We start from the raw sequence: 22,535 nt of genomic DNA on the forward strand, positions 1-22,535 counted from the left end.
ATGTAGATTTAGTCATTAAATGTCCAGGTATTCAGGACAGGAATAGCATGGTGTGCTGTCAAATCAAATTGTACAGGGACAACGGAAACATATCCGTTTTCCAGCGCCCAAACATCTGTATCTTCCCCTTTATCGTTGTTCTGGAAAACCCCGGTTAACCAGTAATAAGGTCTTCCGTAAGGATCCTTGCGCTCATCAAATTCTTCTGCCCATTTTGCATTTGCCTGCCTGCATATCTTAATTCCTTTCAATTCGGCGCCATTCGGGAAGTTCACGTTCAGCAGTGTAGCCGGAGGAAGTCCATGTTCCAGTACCTGCTTTACAATCGTGCTGATATATTTTTTGCAATGACTGAAATCGGCATCTTCATTAAAGTCATCGAGAGAAAAACCTATAGAAGGAATGTTTTCAATAGCACCCTCCACGGCAGCCGACATGGTACCGGAGTAGATCACATTGATGGAATTATTCAACCCATGATTGATGCCGGACACACAGATATCAGGTTTTTTGCCTTTAAAGATCCTGTTCACCGCAAGCTTCACACAATCTACCGGTGTGCCAGAGCATTTATACATTTCCACGCCTTCATATAAATCGACTTTTACAAAACGTAAGGGTTTTCCGATAGTAATTGCATGTCCCATACCCGACTGAGGGCCATCAGGGGCAACCACCACCACTTTTCCTATTTCCTTAACAACGTCAATCAGGTTTTTGATCCCCGGTGCGGTAATTCCATCGTCATTTACCACTAAAATATTGGGTCTGGACTGGTCTTTTTTCATGTGTATCTTATTTGATTTTATAGTTGGGGAGCTGCTCTGCAAAATAAACCCCACCAGGTTACATATCGGTTAAAAGTAAAGAATATCGTATAATAATGAACGATAAATTCGCATTTCAGATTATATTTGACACCAAACTCATACATTATGAAAAAGACTTTACGCCTCTTATCCTGTTTACTGATCACGGGGTCAAGCCTCATGGCCCAAACCGGATATCAATGGAAAACGGCATCCTCAGGTGGATACACCTACAAATATGTTACAAACGACCCGAATAAGGCAAGGTTCTACCAGCTTAAAAATGGCCTAACGGTAATCCTTTCTGAAAACTCAAAATCGCCAAGCATAGAATACCGAATGGCAGTAAGAGCGGGTAGTAATACCGATCCGCGTACCAACACGGGACTGGCACATTACCTGGAGCATCTTTTATTTAAAGGAACGGATAAGTTCGGCACCATGGATTTTGCCAAAGAAAAACCCTTACTGGATAAAATTGAAAAACTGTACGAACAATACCATGCCACCAAAGACCCGGCAAAACGTAAAGAAATTTATGCGGAGATTGATCAAACATCCGGTGAAGCTTCCAACTATTCTATCGCCAATGAATACGATAAGATGATGAAGTCGCTTGGCGGACAATCGACCAATGCCCATACCTGGTATGAGGAAACCGTATACAATGAGGATTTCCCATCCAATGCCACTGACAAATTTTTAGCCCTGCAGGCTGAACGTTTCCGCAGTCCGGTCTTCCGTATTTTCCATACAGAGCTTGAAGCGGTGTATGAAGAGAAAAACCGGGGACTGGATGATGATTCATGGAAAGTGAGTGAAACCTTGTCGGCATTGCTTTACCCTACGCACAATTATGGTCAGCAGACTACCATCGGTACGATAGAAGATTTAAAAAACCCTTCCCTGGTTGAAATCCGCAAGTATTACAACACCTATTATGTACCCAATAATATGGCCATTATCCTTGCTGGTGATTTTAAGGCAGATGAGATGATCAAAAAGGTAGATCAGCATTTCTCGTACATGAAAAACAAACCGGTAGCCTTGTACAATCCTGCTCCTGAAAAACCACTGACAAAAATACAGGTAGCCCATATCAATGGACCAAGTGCGGAAAGTGTACGTATTGGTTACAGGGGGTATGCGGAAAGCACTAAAGAGAGTATGTTCTTGGACCTGATTTCAAGCATTCTTGCCAATGGAAAAGCAGGTCTGTTGGATATCAACCTGAATAAAGAGCAAAAAGTGCTTCGTTCCGGTGCCTATTACCAGCAAATGAAAGACTATGGCGACTTTATATTGGTGGCCACACCGAAACAGGGTCAGACCCTCGAAGATGCGCAGCAACTGTTAATGGGACAAATTGAACTGCTGAAAAAAGGCGAATTTGATGAAAGCCTGATCCGCGCCACAGTAGCGAATAATAAATTGGAAAACCTGCAGGCCTTAGATGATAACGGTGCCCGCGTAGAAGACATCACTACTGCATTTATCCTGAACCGTGCAGAAAAATGGGATACCCATTTAAATAAAAATGATGCCATGGCTGCGGTGACCAAAAAGGAAGTGGTAGACTTTGCAAATAAGTTCTTTAAGGACAATTATGTAGTTATCCAGAAACACCAGGGCGAAGATACCAGTATTGTAAAGGTAGAAAAACCGGCTATTACACCAGTGAAAACCAATACAAATGAAGTATCGGTCTTTACTAAAAACTTGCTGGCTACTCCATCAAAAGCTATTGAAGCGAAATTTCTTGATTACAATAAAGACCTTTCATTCGGTAAGGCCGGCATTGCTGAGGTAATTACTGTGCAAAATAAAGAAAACAGCTTGTTTAATTTGTCGTACCGTTTTGATATGGGTGCCTGGAATTATAAAAAAGCGCCTTATGCAGCACAGTACCTTGCCTTTCTGAGTACTGATAAATATACTGCCCAACAGATCAGTGCAGAGTTCTATAACATTGCCTGCACCTATTCCTTCAATGTGACCAATGAGGTGACTACCATAAATATTTCCGGTTTACAGGAAAACTTTGATAAGGCAGTGAAACTGGTGGAACATATTTTCGCCAATTGCAAAGCGAATGAAGCGGCCCTGGCACAGTTAAAAAGTAACCTGCTGAAGGCAAGGGAAAACAATAAACTGAACAAAGCGTCTATTCTTTCCGGCCTTACTTCTTACGCACAATATGGTGCGGTGAACCCGGCTAATTTCGGACTCAGCAATGATGAAATCAAAAATATGACTTCAAAAGAGTTGCTGTATATTTTGCATAACATCAACAACTACAAACATACCATTACCTATTACGGCCCACAGACAACAGCTGCATTTACAGCCGATATTGTAAAGACACATGCTTTGCCAAAGGAATTCACCCCTGCTGCACCTGCCCAAAAATTCAATTATGCGGAGGCGACAGGCAACCAGGTGTATTTTGCGAATTATGATATGGTGCAGTCGGAAGTACGCTGGGTGAGAAATGGCGGACTGTATCATCCTGAAGAAGCAGCAAAAATCACTTTATTCAACAGTTATTTTGGAGGCGGAATGGGTTCTATTGTATTCCAGACCATCAGGGAATCAAAAGCACTCGCTTATTCTACTTTTGCGGTATTCGCCAGTCCGGATAGCAAAGAGAAACAATACAGCATGATTGCCTATGTAGGCAGCCAGGCCGATAAAATGAATGAAGCAGTGGCAGGCATGAATGAATTGCTGAATGTTTTACCGGAATCGGACAAAAACTTTGCATCGTCAAAATATAGCGCAATGAATGCCATAGAGACTTCAAGGATTACCAAGAATGATATCATTGCAGCCTATTTCGCAGATAAGAAACGTGGAATTGACCATGATTCAAGAATGGATGAGTACCAAGCCCTGAAACCGCTTACGTTTGCTCAGATCCAGGATTTCCATGCAAGCAATGTGGCCAATAAGCCTTATAACTATTGTATTGTGGCTTCCGACAAAAAGGTTAAAATGGAAGATTTACAGAAGTTCGGTACGTTGAATACCCTCACTTTAGAACAGGTATTCGGGTATTAAAATGACCTTCCCGAATACCTGCGCATCAGGTACCAAATGAGCATTAAAAAGCCCGTCTCCATAAACAGAGACGGGCTTTTTAATGCTCATTTTAATTTTTGGCTGACTATATTTTTATATCCTGCCCTTTATAAACGGCAGGAACTGATTAGAGTGATTTCAACCAATCAACCACTTCATCACGGGTTTTACCTGTTTTCTGTTGTATCCTTCCATACAACTCATCATCTTTACCCTCTTCATGTTTCAAATCATCATCAGTAAGATCTCCGTAAGCCTGTTTCACTTTTCCCTTGATCTCGTTCCATTTTCCTTTTAATTCTAACTTATCCATGGTGTATGTTTTTAGGTATTCGTATTCATTTGAATTACCTTAACAACAACAGGAGGGCCAAATTGTTTTTAAACCGGATGCAGGATGCCTGTAGAACACTGCAAATGCTCCGGAGAATGGAAGGGCATCACAAATGCAACTGGACAGGAGACCTATAGGGAAAGAACAATTGCCAGGTGGTTGGCAGGCCATTGATAGGATATTGGTAGGGTCAGGAGACCTTACAATGACCTATCAACGACCTACCAACCTCAGGTCTGACTCAGGTGAGCTATAGCTTTACCCTTGTTCTGCCCCATACTGTCTTATCGTTTAGTGGGTGGTTTAAGATTCTTTAGACTTTTCGATAATCTCATCCACCACTCCCGGATCAAGCAGCGTACTTGTGTCCCCTAAATTGCTGATATCACCCTCTGCTATTTTTCTAAGAATACGGCGCATGATTTTGCCCGACCTCGTCTTAGGGAGACCGGTCACAAATAAAATCTTATCGGGCTTGGCGATGGCACCAATCACACGGGTTACCGTCTGCAGGATATCACGTTTGGTTAGATCCGCTTCACTGTGCAGGTTTGGAAAAATGACAAAGGCATAGATCCCCTGGCCTTTTACCTCATGGGGGAAGCCTACAACCGCACTTTCCACTACACCAGCGTGCATATTGATCGCATTTTCCACCTCTGCAGTCCCAATCCTGTGTCCCGATACATTGATCACATCATCCACACGTCCGGTAATTTTATAATACCCATCCTCATCACGCATACAGCCATCCCCTGTAAAATACAGGTTTGGATACGTAGAAAAATAGGTCTGCTTGCAACGCTCATGATCGCCATAAGTCGTGCGCAGCATTCCCGGCCATGGAAACTTGATACAGAGGTTCCCGTTTACGCCATTCCCCTCAATTTCATTCCCCTGTTCATCCACTAGTATAGGTTGTACACCCGGCAAAGGCAACGTCGCACATGCAGGTTTTAAAGGCGTCACAAAAGCAATCGGAGAGATCATCAGTCCCCCTGTTTCCGTCTGCCACCAGGTATCCACAATCGGGCAATTCTTCTTGCCCACTTCTTCATCAAACCAGTGCCAGGCCTCCTCATTGATCGGCTCACCCACAGAACCCAATACGCGGAGGCTGCTCAGGTCTGCCCCCTGAACAGGTTCCTTTCCAAAACTCATCAGGGAACGTATAGCCGTTGGGGCGGTATAAAGAATATTGACCTTATGTTTATCCACTACTTCCCATAACCTGGAAGGGCTGGGATAAGTAGGTATACCTTCAAACATGAGCGTGGTCGCACCCTGCGATAAAGGGCCGTATACAATATAAGAATGCCCTGTAATCCAGCCAATATCTGCCGTACAGAAGAAAACTTCATCCGGCTGGTAATTGAAAGCATTCGAGAAGGTATAACCGGCATACACCATATAACCCCCTACCGTATGGACTACCCCTTTAGGTTTCCCTGTAGAGCCTGAAGTATACAAAATGAACAGCATATCTTCCGCATCCATCTCTTCTGCAGGACAATTGGTATCCACCATTTTTATTTCATCCTCATACCATAGATCGCGTCCCTTCAGCATGGAAACCGGGGTACGGGTATGCGTCAACACAATCACTTTCTCCACTGTCGGACAGCCAATGAGCGCATCGTCAATCACTTCCTTCAATTGGATCTGTTTATTGCCGCGGAAAGATCCATCTGCCGTCAGCACCAGTTTACAGGCAGAATCATTGATCCGGTCGGCAATCGATTTGGCAGAAAACCCTCCAAAAATCACCGAGTGTACGGCACCAATACGTGCGCAGGCCAGTACGGCAACAGCAAGCTCGGGAACCATGGGCATATAAATACAGATCCGGTCGCCTTTCAGCACCCCATTTTTCTTCAGCACATTGGCAAAGCGGCATACCTGTTCGTGCAAAACGGTATAGGATAAAGTAACGCTGGGTTTCTCCGGATCATTCGACTCCCAGATAATCGCAGGCTTATCCCCATTTTTTGCCAGATGCCTGTCGAGACAGTTTTCTGTAATATTAAGCTTTGCTCCTTCAAACCATTTGATTTCAGGATCTTTAAAATTCCAGGACAATACATTATCCCATTTCTTTCTCCATTGGAAATTCTCGGCAATTCCTGCCCAGAACTCTTCTGGGTAGTCTAAACTGAACTGGTAAGTTTTTTTGTACTCGGCTAAAGATTTAATTTGCATAACGCTGTTCGATTTATAAAATATTTGGTTCGTGTCTGTAATACCCAAATATATAGTATTTGAAATAGGATAAAAACAATCCAGACGTGAAATTGTGATATAAATCATCTTTTATCTGTATTCCCATAAATCCCTGTCCGTTTGTATTTTGGCGGCAATTCTGTATATTCGCCCCACAATAAGAAAAGGGACTTCAGGTTTCTGCATAATATTTTGAAAATAATCACATGTACTCTTGATGGTTACAATTATTTTAGTGATATTTGCACACTCTTAAAAAATTAAGCGAATAACAATTAAAAATATATATTAAAGGCATGTCTAGAGTTTGTGATTTAACCGGAAAAATGGCAATGAGTGGTTTTAATGTTTCTCACTCAAACGTTAAAACTAAACGTAAGTTTTATCCCAACTTACAACTTCAGAAATTTTATATTCCTGATGAAGACCGTTGGATAACACTGAAAGTTTCTACTTCAGCTATCAAAACCATCAATAAAATTGGTATTACTGAAGCGATCAACCGTTTCGTGAAAAAAGGATTTTTGTAAAAACATTGTTGATGTGAATCAACTAAATAATTAATAAAATGGCTAAAAAAGGTAACAGAGTACAAGTTATTCTAGAGTGTACAGAACATAAAACTAGCGGCATGCCTGGTATGTCTAGATATATCTCTACAAAAAACCGTAAAAACACTACTGAGCGTTTAGAATTGAAAAAATTCAACCCTGTATTGAAAAAGGTAACTGTACATAAAGAAATTAAGTAATACATTACATTTAGTATTTAACTAAATACAATCTATTTAAATCATGGCAAAAAAGGTAGTTGCAACCCTTAAAACGGGTAAAGGTAAAGAATATTCAAAAGTTGTTACGATGACTAAATCACCTAAAACAGGTGCATATTCTTTCAAAGAAGTTATCGTTCACAACGATCACGTTAAAGATGCTATTGCTGGTATTCAACAAAGCAAGTAATTTTAATATTTAATCATATTAAAGCCGTCCCTTCTAATTGGGAGGGCTTTTTTTGTTTTCATCTACAGTACTATGGGATTATTTGATTTCTTCAAGAAAAAAGAAACTGCACCTGAAGCTCAGGAAGCACTGAATAAAGGACTAGAGAAAACTAAAGAGGGGTTCCTTAGCAAGATAACAAAAGCTGTTGCCGGTAAAACAACAGTAGATGATGATGTGCTGGACAATCTGGAGGAAGTACTGGTCACTTCTGATGTAGGCGTATCTACTACCCTCAAAATTATTGACCGTATACAGGACAGGGTTGCCCGTGATAAATATTTATCGACAAATGAGCTGAATCTCCTGCTCAGGGATGAGATCCAGCTCCTGCTTTCTGAAAATAACAGCAATGATTTCAGAAGCTTTGAATACGGAAACCACAAGCCTTATGTGATCATGGTAGTCGGGGTAAATGGCGTAGGTAAGACCACCACCATCGGTAAACTGGCGAATAAGCTGAAAGGCGAAGGCCTTAAAGTGGTATTGGGTGCAGCTGATACGTTCAGGGCTGCTGCAGTGGATCAGATTAAACTCTGGGCAGAACGCATCGGAGTGAGAATTGTTGCACAGGCCATGGGTTCCGACCCTGCATCGGTGGCTTTTGATACCATCCAGTCTGCCGTAGCCAATGGTGAAGATGTGGTGATTATCGATACCGCCGGACGTTTACACAATAAAATCGGCCTGATGAATGAATTGGGCAAGATTAAAAAGGTCATGGAAAAGGTAGTGCCCGGTGCACCGCATGAAATCCTGCTGGTACTGGACGGATCTACCGGCCAGAATGCATTTGAACAATGCAAACAGTTTACCGAAGCGACCGACGTGAACGCACTGGCCATTACCAAACTCGATGGTACCGCCAAGGGTGGTGTCGTTATTGGGATCTCCGACCAGTTTAAAATCCCTGTTAAATATATCGGGGTAGGTGAAGGAATCAACGACCTTCAATTATTTGATAAAAAAGCTTTTGTCGACGGCCTGTTTAAATAAGCCCTTCGCAAATAGTAAAATATACAACCATATGAATACAAAAACTGTCCCCAAGATTATCCCCCTTAAAAAACCAAAAATCAATGTCATTACATTGGGTTGTTCAAAGAATATCTATGATTCTGAGGTTTTAATGGGGCAATTGAGAGGGAATAACCTGAATGTTGTTCATGAGGCCAATGAGGTGAATAAAGATGATATCATTGTGATCAACACCTGTGGATTCATTGACAATGCAAAACAGGAATCTATTGATACCATCCTTCAGTACAGTCAGCTGAAAGATGAGGGAAAGATCAGTAAGGTCATCGTTACCGGATGTCTTTCCGAACGTTACAAACCGGAACTGGAAGCTGAAATTACCAGTGTTGATGCTTTTTTCGGTACCAATGACCTGCAAAATATTCTTCATTCCCTGGGTGCCAATTACCGGCATGAACTGATTGGGGAGCGTTTGCTGACCACCCCTTCTCACTTTGCCTATTTCAAAATTGCAGAAGGCTGTAACCGTCCCTGCTCTTTCTGTGCCATTCCCCTGATGCGTGGTAAACACGTTTCCACGGAAATGGATGCCCTGGTCAATGAAGCGAAGATCCTGGCCGCAAATGGCACCAAAGAACTGATCCTCATTGCACAGGACCTGACCTATTATGGCCTGGACATTTATGGTAAACGTAACCTTGATGAATTATTGAGACGCTTATCTGATGTGAACGGTATTGAATGGATCAGGTTGCAGTATGCCTACCCTTCAGGTTTCCCTATGGAGATCCTGGATGCCATGAATGAGCGCGACAACATCTGTAAATACCTGGATATGCCATTGCAGCACATTACAGACAATATGCTGAAATCGATGCGCCGTGGGATTACCAAGCAAAAAACGATTGATATCGTGAATCAGATCAGGGATAAAGTTCCTGGAATTGCCATGCGTACCACATTGATCTGCGGTTATCCCGGTGAAACGGAAAGGGATTTTGAAGAAATGCTGCGCTGGGTAGAAGATACACGCTTCGACAGACTGGGTTGCTTTACCTATTCCCATGAAGAAAAAACACATGCACACAGCCTGGTAGATGATGTGCCTGAGGAAGTGAAACAGGCAAGGGTGGATGCAATTATGGAAGTTCAACAAGGAATATCATTTGATATTAACCAGGAAAAAGTAGGGCAGACTTACAAAGTGCTGGTCGATCGCAAAGAGGGTGATTTCTTCATTGGACGTACAGAATTTGACTCTCCTGAGGTGGATAATGAAGTGCTGATTGATGCTTCAACAGGTTATGCGGCTAACGGTAGCTTTGTAAAGGTGAAGATCGACCGGGCAGAAGATTTTGACCTATATGGACAGATTGTAAAATAAAAGCCGGTGTTTGAAGAATTGAAGTTTATTAACTTAAATTCGTGGCAATGCAAGCCAAGTACATCTCTTATCAGCAAACAAATGCTTTTTCACCTGTTGTATTAGATTACATCGACGGAAAAGATACACTGGAGTCTTTTTATAAGTACTCCCCTACTATTCAGGGTTTTGAAAAAGCAATCACGGAACGTAAGGTTTCTGCTGATCGTGAGTTGCTACTGAGCAGCCTTAACAGACAATACGCACATTTACAGCCCTCCGCGCTGGTGCAATCCAATATCAATTTATTAGCCGATGACCGGACGTTTACCATAACGACCGGCCATCAGCTCAATATCTTTACAGGCCCCCTGTATTTTATTTACAAGATCATCACGGCCATTAACCTGGCGCGCGACCTTAAGCAACAGTTTCCTGACTTTAATTTCGTTCCGGTGTACTGGATGGCGACGGAGGACCATGATTTTGAAGAAATCAACCATGTGAAGGTAGAAGACAGGAAATTAAGCTGGGAAACAGATGAAACCGGTGCAACGGGCAGGATCAATACGGCCAGTATCGCCGAAACACTGGCGGCCTACAGGGGTTACCTTGGGATCAGCGAAAATGGCAGTGCACTTTCTAAAAAAGTAGAACAGGCCTATACCCGTAACCATAAGCTTTCGGATGCGACACGTGAACTCGTGGATGCACTGTTTGGCGACCAGGGGCTGATTTGTATTGATGCAGACGATGCTGCATTGAAAGCCCAGTTTGCCCCCCTGATGTACAAGGATATTACCGGACAGCATAGCTTTGAACTGATCAACCAAACCAACACTGCCCTGGAAGAAAAAGGGTACAAGGCACAGGTAAATCCGAGAGAGATCAACTTCTTTTATATGGATGATCAGCTGCGTGAACGTATTGTAGAGGAAGACGGCCTGTATAAAGTCATGAACACTTCCATTAGCTTTACACGCGAGACCCTAAAGGAAGAAATAGATACCCATCCCGAACGCTTTAGTCCCAATGTAGTCATGCGCCCTGTATACCAAGAAATTATCCTGCCCAACCTGGCCTATATAGGTGGTGGTGCAGAGGTGACCTACTGGCTGCAGCTCAAGGCAAATTTCGATTTTTATGGTATTCCCTACCCTGTACTGATACTGAGAAACTCAGCCCTGGTGATTGATGAGCGCAGTGCACGCAAAATGCAGATCCTGGGCATCAACCAGATCAGTCTATTCAGTGCCGATGAACAGCTGAAAAACCTGTGGGTAAAAGACCATGTAGGTGATTCCCTCTGTCTCGATGACGAGCAAAGGGCAATCAGGGCGGTGTTCGACCAGATTAAACTCAATTCCTATAAAGTAGACAAGACATTGTCCCTTTCTGCTGAAGCCGCCAAAATGAAAGCGTTGAAGCTGGTGACCAACCTGGAGAAGAAACTCCTTCGTGCGGAAAAGAGAAAACACACCACTTCCTTAACACAGATCGAGAACCTTAAACATAAATTATTCCCTTCAGGGGTATTGCAGGAACGGGTACTGAATATTGCACCGATGTATGTATTGTACGGCAGCGATTTTATCCAGAGTTTGTACCTGCATTTCAAGCCTCTTGACCATAAATTCACCGTATTGTACGCTTAATTATTTCCAATGACTTTCCATACTTTTCCCGAAGCGCATCTCAGAAAATTTACCACCGATGTTTTTCTTAAAATGGGCTGTACACCTACACATGCAGACCTTGCTGCCGATGTGTTACTGCGTTCCGATTTAAGAGGCATTGACTCCCATGGGGTAGCCAGATTGAGTGGCTACATCCGTTTATGGGAAAAAGAAAGGATAAATGCCACCCCGGATATCAGGGTGGTCCATGAGACGGCCACCACAGCTACTGTCGATGGTGACGCTGGCCTCGGATTGGTGGTTGCCCCATTTGCCATGAAAATTGCAATGGAAAAGGCAGCAATATATGGAAGTGGCTGGGTATCCGTTAAAAATTCCAACCATTTCGGCATTGCGGGCTATCATGCACTAATGGCTGTTGAAAAAGACATGATTGGGATCAGCATGACCAATGCCAGTCCCCTGGTGGCTCCAACTTATGCAAATGAAAGATTGCTGGGGACTAACCCGATGTGTTATGCTTTTCCGGCAGGGAAATATCCACCGGTTGTAGTGGATATGGCCACATCTGCAGCGGCAAATGGAAAACTGGAAATTGCCAGCAGGGCAAATAAACCTATTCCTGATGGATGGGTACAGAATAAGGATGGAAAAGGGTCTACTGATCCCAACGAGCTGAAAACAGGGGGCTCCTTATTGCCACTGGGTAGCGATAAAGACCATGGCAGCCATAAAGGATATGGATTGAGTGCAACAGTAGACATTTTATCTGCAGTGCTCTCCGGTGCCAATTATGGCCCCTGGGTCCCTCCTTTCGTTGCTTTCCTTGATCCTCCTTCAGATCCTGTTGGTGAAGGAATAGGTCACTTTTTGGGTGCCATGCGTATAGACGGTTTTCGTCCCGCAGCAGATTTCAAAAGTCATTTGGATAACTGGATTGAACGTTTTAAAAGTGCGGGAACGGTAGACCCCAATAAACAGGTGATTATCCCCGGAGAACCGGAATATGGTTTTGAACAGGAACGCGTACTGAAAGGCATTCCTTTAATTGATGCTGTGGTACAGGACTTGAATACCCTGGCAGATAAACTACAGATCGACAGGTTATAAAAAATAAAAAGGATACCAGTCGACCTGGTATCCTTTTTATTTTAGCTTCTGATTATCAGTTGACGGTTATCCTTAGTGAATACCTTTAAATATCCTGCTCCATCTGATCTTTCCAAAGAATGAAGCGTTGGTATCATAGCTCATCCAGATGAACAAAGCTTTACCCACCACATGGTCTTCAGGGACAAAACCCCAATATCTTGAATCCAGGGAATTGTGCCTGTTATCCCCCATCATCCAGAAATAATCCATTTTGAAGGTATAACTATCTGCTGGCTGACCATTGATCGTCCAGCCCTTACCTGCTTTCTCTATCTTATTCCCTTCGTAAATTGAAATGGCCCGCTGGTACATCGGCATAGTCAGGCTGTCAAGTTTCACCGTCCATCCTTTTTTAGGCACCTGAACAGGGCCCCAGTTATCTACATTCCATTTTCTGTTCGGATCCTGAGGAAAGATATTGGACTCATCCGCTTCCAGAGGAGAAGTCCTTGGTTTTACAGAAACCACAAAGTCAAGTTTTTTCACTTCTTCCATCATTTCCGGGGTTCCCAGGAAATCAAATGTATTTCCGCCTATACCCTGGATATCACTGATCACAAACCCCATATCTTTAAAGACCTCGAAATTGAAATCACTATTTTTCAATTCGACAAGATAATTGATCTGTCCTGTGTTTTCCATAGGTACCGCCTTGCCATTCACCGTCACCAGTCCGTCTTTCATACTCAAGACATCACCGGCAATACCGATACAGCGTTTGATGTAATTTTCCCTTTTGTCGACAGGACGGCTGACAATCGTATATTGGTTATGGATAGCCTCGCGTCCGTAGGAGCGTACCATTTCATAATAGTCCCTGTCCTGAGCTTCCAGGGCCACCGTATCCCCGTCGGGAAAGTTAAACACCACCACATCATTTCTCTTGATGTCCTGAATTCCAGGTAACCTGCGGTATTTCCACTGTATCCCATCATAATAGGCTTTTGTACCTGTCACAGGCATGGTATGGTGCGCAAAAGGAAAAGCTACTGGAGTCATAGGAATCCTTGCTCCATAATTTACCTTACTGACAAAAAGAAAATCACCGATAAGGAGTGACTTTTCCATTGATCCGGTTGGAATCGTATATGCTTCGATAAAAAATACTCTGATTACTGTCGCAGCGATGACAGCAAAAATAATTGCATCAAACCACTCTCTGCTTTTAGTTTTTTTCTTTGGCTGGGCATTTTTTTCTTTCTGCCAGAACTTCCAATTCATATGTTATGTTATTTAAAATTAAATATATCGGCAATATTATAAAATCCTTGCCTGTGTTCAAGCCATTCAGCTGCTACCACAGCCCCCAGTGCAAATCCGGCACGGTTATGCGCCGTGTGTTTCAGCTCTATTTCATCTACCTCAGAACTATATACTACCGTATGTGTCCCCGGTACATTTTCTATCCTGTCAGATGAGATCAATACCTGGTCCTTTTTCAGCACCTCTGTAGGCTCGATACCCTCTACCTCATTCACCCATTCCGATTTGCGATCCAGCTGGTCAATGATTCCTTCAGCCAGTGTCATTGCAGTACCACTTGGAGAATCCAGTTTCTGGGTATGGTGGATTTCTTCTACCTGTACGTCATAAGCAGGATAGTTGTTCATCAATTTCGCCAGCACTTCATTGATATGGAAAAACAAATTTACGCCTATACTAAAGTTTGACCCGTACAGGAGTGAATTGTTACTGCTGATACATTCATTTTTAATTTCCTGCAGTTGTCCGTACCAGCCCGTAGTCCCCACAACAAGCGGGACATTTGCATCAAAGCAGGCATGTATATTTTTAATGGCAGCATCCGGTGCACTGAAATCTATGGCTACATCTGCCTTCTTTAAATTAGCTGTAGTGAGCTCATCCAGGTTATCTGCGCTTATTTTAAGCACAATTTCGTGGCCTCTTTCCATAGCAAAACGCTCAATAATCTGACCCATTTTACCGTAACCGATTAAAGCTATATTCATTTTTATGTGTTTTTGATGTTCAAATTTATTTGTCTGATCCGGTATTGGTTGATTCGGTGTATGTTGATCTGCATGAAAGACCGTCTTTTCTCACAGTTTTATCGCCAGTTTTATTCCCGGGGAAAACGAATAATAACCATACATGTTACTGGAATTAATCACTGTCGGGCTAAGCTTAAGGACATTTTCATTGCCCACATCAAAATACTTCAGCCTGGCATCAACATAAGCCTCAATAATATTCACCGCATACAACGCGGCCATAGAGAAGATAATCACCTCCCGGTTCCTTCTGAAGATATCCTTTGCTGTAATCAGTCCGGCAGTATTGCTATACTGCTCCAGGCCATTTCCGGGCATAGGTACGTTATTGAGTGCACGGTATTGGATTTCCCTGAGGTACTGTTTGTAATTCCCGTTGTTCTGTATGTACGACAATGCGAGCAAGGTACCACCGGTATAAATGGCAGCCACCTTAATCCCGCGGTACACCGTAAGGCCATTTCCGATCTGTCCCCAGCCAGGAATGATTGCCGATCTCAGGATCGCTTTTTTAGCCGCTACTTTCCCCGGATTGACATAGACAGCAGTATCTGCCTTTTTTGGAGTTCTGACAGCGCTATCGCGCTGTATAGTAATAGGTTCCTGTCCTTTAACTATCTGCATAGAAAAAAACAATACAACCGATAACAATAATATTTTCGGCATTACCAGTCTAATAATTCTAATATTCTGCTCAGGTCATCATCAGAAACAAAAGGGATTTCAATTGCTCCTTTTCCATTTGCCCCGACTTTCAGCTTTACCTTGGTGGCAAACCTTGAAGCCAGGTCTTTTTGTAATTTCTGGTACTCGAAGGAAACACCTGCCGGCTGCTGTGCAGACTGAGGTTTCAGTTGCAGGCTATTGATACTTCTCACCAACTCCTCCACTTTACGTACCGACAAGCCTTTATCAATAATTTCCTGATGGATAAACAGCTGTTTCTCTACATCATCCACATTAACTAATGCACGGGCATGTCCCATAGATATTTTCTGGTCCCGGATAGAGACCTGGATGGCAGGTGGAAGTTTCAGCAAGCGCAGATAATTGGTTACCGTTGACCGGTTTTTTCCGACACGTTCGCCCAACTGTTCCTGTTTCAGGTTGCATTCATCCAGCATTCGCTGAAAACTCAGGGCCACCTCTATGGCATTCAGGTTTTCACGCTGGATATTTTCTATCAAGGCCATTTCCAGCATTTGCTGGTCATTCGCAGTACGGATATATGCAGGGATCTCATTTAGTCCTGCCAGTCTTGAAGCCCGTAAACGACGTTCTCCTGAGATCAGTTGGTACGTTCCCTTATCCGTTTTCCTCACCGTTATCGGCTGGATCAGTCCCTGTACACGAATGGAATCGGCAAGTTCATTTAAGGCTACCTGGTCGAATTCAGTCCTTGGTTGGTAAGGATTGGTTTCCACATCGTTGATACTGATATGACCTATAGGGGTGGTTCCGTTTCCGGCCTGGGTACCCTGACGTGGCTTCTGCTCGGTTTCACTTACCGGATTTATGGCATTTTTAGCAGGATAAGTAGAATCAGTGTCATCTAAAAGCGCACTTAAACCTCTCCCTAAACCTGTTTTTCGCTGAAAAGATGTCATCTAATTAATTTTAAATAGTTGCAGTAGTTAAACCTTCAATCTCTTTTACCAATCCATTTTTACGGACAATCTCGCGGGCAAGGTTCAGGTAATTGATTGCACCTTTACAGTTGGCATCATGCATGATGACAGATACCCCGTAACTCGGCGCTTCACTTAACCTGGTATTTCTTTGGATAATGGTTTCGAAAACCAAATCCTGGAAATGGGTCTTTACTTCTTCCACCACCTGATTGGACAGACGTAAACGTACATCGTACATGGTCAGTAAAATACCTTCGATCTCCAGGTCTGTATTCAACCTGTTCTGAACAATCTTGATGGTATTCAACAACTTACCCAGTCCTTCAAGTGCAAAATACTCACACTGTACAGGGATAATGACTGAATCTGCAGCCGTTAAGGCATTAATAGTGATCAGACCCAATGATGGGGAGCAATCTACAATAATGAAATCATACTGGTCTTTGATTTTCTCCAGAACAGCTTTCATTTTATATTCCCTGTTGGGAAGGTTGATCATCTCGATCTCTGCACCCACCAGATCAATATGTGCGGGCAACAGGTCAAGATTAGGTGTTTCTGTTTTCTGAATTGCTTCCGAAGGCTCCACATCATTAATGATACACTCATAAATGCTGTTTTTTATACTCCGCGGATCAAAACCAATACCTGATGTTGAATTTGCCTGAGGATCGGCATCTACTAATAAAGTTCTGTATTCCAATACGGCCAGACTGGCGGCTAAGTTTATAGATGAAGTCGTTTTACCTACACCACCCTTTTGGTTTGCCAATGCAATAATTTTACTCATTTAACCTGTTTAATAATTATTAATTATTTTCCTGAGAATTTGTGAACTAGATTTCTTTATCAAAAAATACTACTTTTACCTATATTTAGGGGCTTTTTAACAATTAGCTAAGATACAAACTAAATGACAATATTTGCGTTAAACACCTAAGTGTTTTAAACATCTTACTAACAATTTACACATGGTCACCATCATTTCCGGAACGAACAGACCCAATAGCAATACGCTTAAAGTCGCGAAATATTATCAGGATAACTTAGCGGTAAAAGGACTGCATACCCATCTGCTCGATTTAAGGAATCTTCCTGCTGATCTGATTGTATCTGATCTTTACGGCAAGCGATCAGCTCAATTCACAGCAATCCAGGAAATGGTCAGTCAGACCACCAAATTCCTCTTTATCATTCCGGAATACAACGGAAGCTTTCCTGGCGTATTGAAGACGTTTATTGATGCCTGTGGTTTTCCGGGAAGCTTTTATGAGAAAAAAGCCTGCCTGGTCGGTTTATCTTCAGGAAAATATGGGAACATCAGGGGCGTAGAACATTTTGGTGGGGTATGTGCGTATTTACACCTGCATGTCATGCCCTTGCGTTTGCACATTCCAGACATCAGGTCTGAATTGAACGAGCAACACCATTTTTATAAAGAAGACACCCTGAAATTCACCTCAGAACAAATGGACAAGTTCATCGTGTTTTAGCTTCAGGGCAGCCGCTATTTTAAATCCCAATGCACTGTTAAACCACAAAACCTGTCCAGCCTGAACCTTCATTACCGAATACAAAAAATCCCTGGTGCAGAATTTCAGCAACATCTTCCAGCGTATCCACAAAATGGAGGGGGTCACTGAGATAGGCCGACTGGTCGTCCATGATAAATACTTTCTTGTATTTCATTGCAGGCCATTCCGGGTTCAGCAGGGAAGGGATAATGCCCATCATTTCCAGCATCCCTACCCTTGGCTCATGGTAAATGACAATCTGTGCTTCCATCGGATCCTCTTTTCTTTCGCCCCCGGCAGATTCAACAACGACATCAAGCAGGCTGCTGGGATCATTATAACTGTCAAGTATAGCTACAGGCACCTTGTCCATAAACTTGATTTTATGCAGAATGATATCCACCCTTTCCTGAAGGGCTTCACGGAGTTCTTCATCCTCAACATTACTTAACACCGCATTTACAAAAGACATAACAATATTATTTATTATTTTGTGCAAAAATAGTATTCCTTAACTGATGCCTCTAATTATTAAAAATATTTTTTTCACTTTATGCATCATCAGTCTCTGGGGATGCCGCAGCAATACTGCCCCTCAGGATAAAAAAGTGTTCAACATCAATTTCGACCAGAGCCTGACCAGTATGGATCCTGCTTTTGCCAGGAACCAGCAGGCCATCTGGATGATCAACCAGATTTTTAACGGATTGGTACAGATCGATTCCAGCCTTAATGCTGTTCCCTGCATTGCAAAAAGCTGGGAAGTTTCTGCAAACGGACTGAATTATACCTTCCACCTGCGTAATGATGTGTTTTTCCAGGACGACCCCTTATTTAAAAATGGGAAAGGCAGGAAAGTCGTGGCGAAAGACTTCGTCTACAGCTTCTACCGCTTAATCGATCCTAAAGTAGCTTCCTCCGGAGGCTGGATATTCAGCGATAAGGTGAAGGACATCCATAACTTCGTGGCTTTAAATGACACAACGCTATCCATCAGCCTCATTAAACCCTTCCCGGCTTTTCTTACGCTATTGTGCACGCAATATTGCAGCGTGGTACCAAAAGAGGTGGTGGAACATTATGGCAAGGACTTCCGCAGCCACCCTGTAGGCACTGGGCCGTTTAGGTTCAAATACTGGAAGGAAGAAGAGATCCTCGTCTTGCTGAAAAATGAACACTATTGGGAAAAGGAAAACAATGTGCAGCTCCCTTACCTGGATGCTGTGAAAGTCACTTTCATCAGCGATAAGCAAAGTGCATTTATGAATTTCCTTAAAAAGGACCTCGATTTCTTTTACGGTGTTGATGGCAGCTACAGGGATGATATTTTAACTAAAAGCGGGAACAGGACCAAAAAGTATGCAGGTAAATTTCAGCTGATCAAAGGGGCTTACCTTTGCACGGAATACCTCGGAATATTGGTGGATACCTCTAAATCCATCGCAAAGAATTCAGCGCTGATCAATAAAAAGATACGTCAGGCCATCAACTATGGGATTGACAAAGAAAAACTGATCAAATACCTGCGCAATAGTATAGGCACACCGGCAACGTCCGGTTTTGTCCCCAAGGGAATGCCGGGATTTGACAGCACAAAAGTGAAAGGCTATCATTACAACCCGGTTAAGGCTGCAGCTTTACTGGTGGAAGCAGGGTTCCCCAATGGAAAGGGCTTACCGGAGATCAAACTGACAACTTCCACGACCTATAAAGATTTGATTGAATTCATTCAGGGGGAATTGAATTCACTGGGAATCAGGGTGAAGGTAGATGTTGCCCCCAGTGCAAGCTTACGTGAACTGATGGCCAAAAATGAGGTCAACTTCTTCAGGGGCTCCTGGATTGCAGATTATTCTGATGCGGAGAACTATCTTTCTGTATTCTATTCCAAAAACAAAGTTCCTTTCGGACCAAATTATACCGGTTATTTCAATAAAGAATTCGACCGTTTATTCGACCTCAGCTATTATGAGACTGACCGGGAAAAACGTTTTGCCCTGAATCAGAAGATGGACAATATGGTCATAGAAAATGCCAATATTGTCCCCATTCTTTACGATCAGTCGGTGACCATGTTGCAGAACAACATCAGTGGGTATTCCATTAACGGGTTAAGCTGGATGATCTTAAAAACGGTTAAAAAGAAATAGGGGGCAGCTCCCGTAAAGCTGCCCCCGGTTTTCCTGTTATTTTTCTTTTGGCATGCCACCGCCTAAACCTCCGGCATTATTTTCATCCTGTTTTAAGTCGTCATTGTTTACCCCTCTTTTCTTCTTCGGCTGCGGATTGAAATTCATTTTACCGAATTTATAGCTAAAGCTTACACCGAAGGAACGGAGCGGATAATAGATATTGGTGCGTTGTACGAAATCAGCCCCCTGGTTATTGTTTTCGATATGCAAATCGCGCGAGAACATGTTCAGCGTATTGACCCCTACGGTCGCCTTTTTCTTCATGATGTCTTTCTTGAAGGCCGCGCCATAAAAGGACATTGGTCCGCTGGTTCCCTGGAACGTTCTGTTAGACCCACGATACACACCGAACAATTCGGTATTCCATCCTCCTTTAAAGGCAATCGCCGAACGCATGAAGATATTGTAATTCGCATATACACCTGTCCTTACATTGGTGATTTCATTCCTGACATCATAGGTATTGATACTGAAGTTCCCCATCAGTGTCCATTTCGGCAATGGGTTGTAGGAAGCAAACACATTACCGCCGAAAGATTTATTGGTACCGATGTTCGTGTAGGTTGTCAGTTTCTGCTCCCTATAGAACAGGTTTTCAATCACATCCTGTGTTTCCCGGTAAAATATGGAAGCATTGATAATGGATCCCTTGATGAAAGTGGAATATCCGAGTTCAATCACATTACTGATTTCCGGTTTCAGGTTAGGATTACCCTGGGTCTGGTTCTGCGGATCGGCATTGTTCAGAAAGGGATTCAGGAAGGTTAAACTTGGGCGCTGTACACGCTTGTTATAACTTAACTTCAAGGTTGCCCCACCTTTCATTGTTTTGGAGAGTATAGCACTGGGGAACAGATTAAAATAATCATTCTTAAAGTTCAGCGAAGTACCTGATACCCCATTGATATTCGTATATTCAGCTCTTAGGCCTCCTTTTAAATCTATTGTCTTAGCCAGCTTGAAACTTAACACCCCATACGCGGCACCTACATCCTGGGTATAGTCAAAATCCTGTTCACTGCTTTCATACTTACTCTTGATCTCTCTGGAAATGCCTTTCAGTCCTGTTTCCAGGATAACATCCTTTGTAAAAGGATAGGTATAGTCGGCCTGCAAAGTGTATTCATTATTTTTCCCTGTATTGTCACCTTCAAAGGTTACCGGGTTCTCGGTATCCGGCGAAACCGTGTTGGTGAGGAAATCCGTATTGTTCCTTCCAAAACTTGCCTGTCCGGAAACTGAAAACTCCTCTCCCTGTTTCTTTGTCGTGTGCCTGTAATCGGCACTCCAATCCACATTGTTATTGCCAAAATTATTCTTTGAAGAGCGCAGGAATTTGGTCGTCTCGTCCTGTAATCTGCTGGTGACATTGAAGGTACCGTCAGATCCGTTAGAGAAATTGGTATATTTCACATTTGTGGAGAAACTATTATAGGCATTGACATCATAATCAAGACCAAGACCTCCATTGTAACTGTATCTTTTTGCTTTCGTTGTACCCGATTGCAGGAAAGTCGTACCGGCAGTGAAGTCCTCATTTAAAGCTTCAAAACGGGTATCCTGCGGAATGGCATATTGTCCGCCAAAATTGGCATTGATACCTAACCGGCCTTTTTTGGCATTAATGCTGAAATTACCGTTATTCTGCCTTGTTCCTGCAGATACCGTTGCATTTCCATTGATTCCCTGCGCCGTTTTTTTCTTGGTGATGATATTGATAATTCCTCCTGCACCTTCCGCATCATATTTTGCGGATGGACTGGTGATTACCTCTACGCTTTTGATCTCTTCTGCCGGAATCATTTTTAAGGCATCTGCCACACTGTTAGACATTGTTCCGGAGGGCTTTCCATTGATCAGTACGCGTACTGCGGCACCCTTTAAACTGGGATTACCATCAATATCTACGGTGACCATAGGCACCTTACGCATGAGATCACTCGCATTCATCCCTGCCGTGGTCACATCCTGGTCTGCATTATACACCATTTTATCAATCTTGCTTTCTACCAGTGGAGTTGTTCCTACAATAGCAACCTCTTTCAGGTTACTTTCTGTAGCCACCAGGTAAATCGTTCCATAATTAAGGTCGGGTTTTTCAGGGCTGGTTTTTACCAGTATTGATTTTGATTTGTAGCCCATAAAACCAATCGATAACTTGTACTGGTCGGGAGCCACATTCTGTAAATTGATCTTGCCTTTGCTGTCGGTTACGGCACCGTTCACCGATTTATTGTCTTTGACCCTCAGGAGCGATACTGAAGCATAATCGATCGGAGCCTTGGTGGCGGAATCCAGGATCACTGCCGTAATGCGTCCGGTGACTGTCACCTTTGGCGCCCCACCCCCCAGAGGGAACTGGGCCTTCGCCTGAAATACGGCACCAAAAAAAAGATATAATAGTAAAAAACGTTTCATCGATGTAGTTTTAATAGTTAATTAGTTTGGGATATTCCATCTTCGTTTAGTAAAACGAGGATTCACCCCGGTATTTTGAATTAGTACCCGCAAAATTAGTTTTGTTACAGCATTGCGAAAGCAAATTCTGTTAAAAGGGTTGGAATAGCCGGCGAGACCAGGAATTTTACCGGTAAAAAAAATGCCCTGGCAA

The 22,535-nt window shown here is 42.9% G+C and carries 20 protein-coding genes; 10 read left to right on the forward strand and 10 right to left on the reverse strand.

Annotated features, from left to right (window positions below; genetic code table 11):
- Positions 1 to 8: 8 nt before the first annotated feature.
- On the reverse strand, positions 9 to 788 hold the full coding sequence (gene surE / locus ACSBL2_RS22655) for a 5'/3'-nucleotidase SurE (RefSeq protein WP_442588840.1): 780 nt from the start codon (positions 786 to 788) through the stop codon (positions 9 to 11).
- A 147-nt stretch (positions 789 to 935) separates the two neighbouring features.
- Here surE and ACSBL2_RS22660 point away from each other — a divergent pair, with 147 nt between their 5' ends.
- Positions 936 to 3,869, forward strand: a complete 2,934-nt coding sequence (locus tag ACSBL2_RS22660; protein WP_442588841.1) for a M16 family metallopeptidase — start codon at positions 936 to 938, stop codon at positions 3,867 to 3,869.
- Positions 3,870 to 4,017: 148 nt separating this feature from the next.
- On the opposite strand, the gene ACSBL2_RS22665 is transcribed toward ACSBL2_RS22660, so the two are convergent.
- Both ACSBL2_RS22665 and acs read right to left on the reverse strand, forming a co-directional pair.
- On the reverse strand, positions 4,018 to 4,203 hold the full coding sequence (locus ACSBL2_RS22665; protein WP_265833915.1) for a CsbD family protein: 186 nt from the start codon (positions 4,201 to 4,203) through the stop codon (positions 4,018 to 4,020).
- Between the two features lie 324 nt (positions 4,204 to 4,527).
- Positions 4,528 to 6,423 carry an acetate--CoA ligase gene (gene acs / locus ACSBL2_RS22670; RefSeq protein WP_442588842.1) on the reverse strand — a complete coding sequence of 632 codons (1,896 nt, stop codon included), beginning with the start codon at positions 6,421 to 6,423 and terminating at the stop codon, positions 4,528 to 4,530.
- A 317-nt stretch (positions 6,424 to 6,740) separates the two neighbouring features.
- On the opposite strand from acs, the gene rpmB reads away from it, so the two are divergent.
- From rpmB to ACSBL2_RS22705, 7 genes are all read left to right on the forward strand, one after another.
- On the forward strand, positions 6,741 to 6,974 hold the full coding sequence (rpmB, locus tag ACSBL2_RS22675; protein WP_442588843.1) for a 50S ribosomal protein L28: 234 nt from the start codon (positions 6,741 to 6,743) through the stop codon (positions 6,972 to 6,974).
- A gap of 38 nt (positions 6,975 to 7,012) precedes the next feature.
- Entirely contained in the window at positions 7,013 to 7,195 is a 183-nt protein-coding gene (gene rpmG / locus ACSBL2_RS22680; RefSeq protein ID WP_008242799.1) for a 50S ribosomal protein L33, read from the forward strand.
- A 43-nt stretch (positions 7,196 to 7,238) separates the two neighbouring features.
- A complete protein-coding gene (locus tag ACSBL2_RS22685; protein WP_442588844.1) occupies positions 7,239 to 7,406 on the forward strand; it encodes a DUF4295 domain-containing protein in 168 nt (55 codons plus the stop codon).
- Between the two features lie 72 nt (positions 7,407 to 7,478).
- Entirely contained in the window at positions 7,479 to 8,441 is a 963-nt protein-coding gene (ftsY, locus tag ACSBL2_RS22690; RefSeq protein WP_442588845.1) for a signal recognition particle-docking protein FtsY, read from the forward strand.
- A gap of 31 nt (positions 8,442 to 8,472) precedes the next feature.
- Positions 8,473 to 9,807, forward strand: a complete 1,335-nt coding sequence (gene rimO / locus ACSBL2_RS22695; protein ID WP_442588846.1) for a 30S ribosomal protein S12 methylthiotransferase RimO — start codon at positions 8,473 to 8,475, stop codon at positions 9,805 to 9,807.
- Positions 9,808 to 9,854: 47 nt separating this feature from the next.
- The gene (gene bshC / locus ACSBL2_RS22700) at positions 9,855 to 11,441 is read left to right on the forward strand and encodes a bacillithiol biosynthesis cysteine-adding enzyme BshC (RefSeq protein WP_442588847.1); all 1,587 of its coding nucleotides are present in this window, start codon (positions 9,855 to 9,857) and stop codon (positions 11,439 to 11,441) included.
- Between the two features lie 9 nt (positions 11,442 to 11,450).
- On the forward strand, positions 11,451 to 12,533 hold the full coding sequence (locus ACSBL2_RS22705) for an Ldh family oxidoreductase (protein WP_442588848.1): 1,083 nt from the start codon (positions 11,451 to 11,453) through the stop codon (positions 12,531 to 12,533).
- 72 nt (positions 12,534 to 12,605) lie between these two features.
- Here ACSBL2_RS22705 and lepB read toward each other — a convergent pair whose 3' ends face one another.
- The 5 genes from lepB to ACSBL2_RS22730 form a co-directional block, all read right to left on the reverse strand.
- On the reverse strand, positions 12,606 to 13,796 hold the full coding sequence (gene lepB, locus ACSBL2_RS22710; RefSeq protein WP_442588849.1) for a signal peptidase I: 1,191 nt from the start codon (positions 13,794 to 13,796) through the stop codon (positions 12,606 to 12,608).
- Between the two features lie 8 nt (positions 13,797 to 13,804).
- On the reverse strand, positions 13,805 to 14,545 hold the full coding sequence (gene dapB / locus ACSBL2_RS22715) for a 4-hydroxy-tetrahydrodipicolinate reductase (RefSeq protein WP_442588850.1): 741 nt from the start codon (positions 14,543 to 14,545) through the stop codon (positions 13,805 to 13,807).
- A gap of 90 nt (positions 14,546 to 14,635) precedes the next feature.
- On the reverse strand, positions 14,636 to 15,211 hold the full coding sequence (locus ACSBL2_RS22720) for a DUF5683 domain-containing protein (RefSeq protein WP_442588851.1): 576 nt from the start codon (positions 15,209 to 15,211) through the stop codon (positions 14,636 to 14,638).
- A gap of 41 nt (positions 15,212 to 15,252) precedes the next feature.
- Complete coding sequence (locus ACSBL2_RS22725; RefSeq protein ID WP_442588852.1) at positions 15,253 to 16,194, reverse strand: ParB/RepB/Spo0J family partition protein; 942 nt, start codon at positions 16,192 to 16,194, stop codon at positions 15,253 to 15,255.
- A gap of 10 nt (positions 16,195 to 16,204) precedes the next feature.
- Positions 16,205 to 17,008, reverse strand: a complete 804-nt coding sequence (locus ACSBL2_RS22730; protein ID WP_442588853.1) for a ParA family protein — start codon at positions 17,006 to 17,008, stop codon at positions 16,205 to 16,207.
- Between the two features lie 181 nt (positions 17,009 to 17,189).
- Between ACSBL2_RS22730 and ACSBL2_RS22735 the strand changes: the two genes are divergently transcribed.
- Positions 17,190 to 17,711: an NADPH-dependent FMN reductase gene (locus ACSBL2_RS22735; protein WP_442588854.1), complete on the forward strand. Its 522-nt coding sequence runs from the start codon at positions 17,190 to 17,192 to the stop codon at positions 17,709 to 17,711.
- A gap of 37 nt (positions 17,712 to 17,748) precedes the next feature.
- Here the strand turns inward: ACSBL2_RS22735 and ACSBL2_RS22740 are convergent, their stop codons facing one another.
- Positions 17,749 to 18,204 carry a hypothetical protein gene (locus tag ACSBL2_RS22740; protein ID WP_442588855.1) on the reverse strand — a complete coding sequence of 152 codons (456 nt, stop codon included), beginning with the start codon at positions 18,202 to 18,204 and terminating at the stop codon, positions 17,749 to 17,751.
- 46 nt (positions 18,205 to 18,250) lie between these two features.
- Between ACSBL2_RS22740 and ACSBL2_RS22745 the strand changes: the two genes are divergently transcribed.
- Complete coding sequence (locus ACSBL2_RS22745; RefSeq protein WP_442588856.1) at positions 18,251 to 19,882, forward strand: ABC transporter substrate-binding protein; 1,632 nt, start codon at positions 18,251 to 18,253, stop codon at positions 19,880 to 19,882.
- A gap of 36 nt (positions 19,883 to 19,918) precedes the next feature.
- Here the strand turns inward: ACSBL2_RS22745 and ACSBL2_RS22750 are convergent, their stop codons facing one another.
- Entirely contained in the window at positions 19,919 to 22,342 is a 2,424-nt protein-coding gene (locus tag ACSBL2_RS22750; protein ID WP_442588857.1) for a TonB-dependent receptor domain-containing protein, read from the reverse strand.
- Positions 22,343 to 22,535 lie beyond the last annotated feature (193 nt).

Origin of the sequence: Pedobacter sp. AW31-3R, from assembly GCF_052180285.1 — a bacterium.
Classification (GTDB): Bacteria; Bacteroidota; Bacteroidia; order Sphingobacteriales; family Sphingobacteriaceae; genus Pedobacter.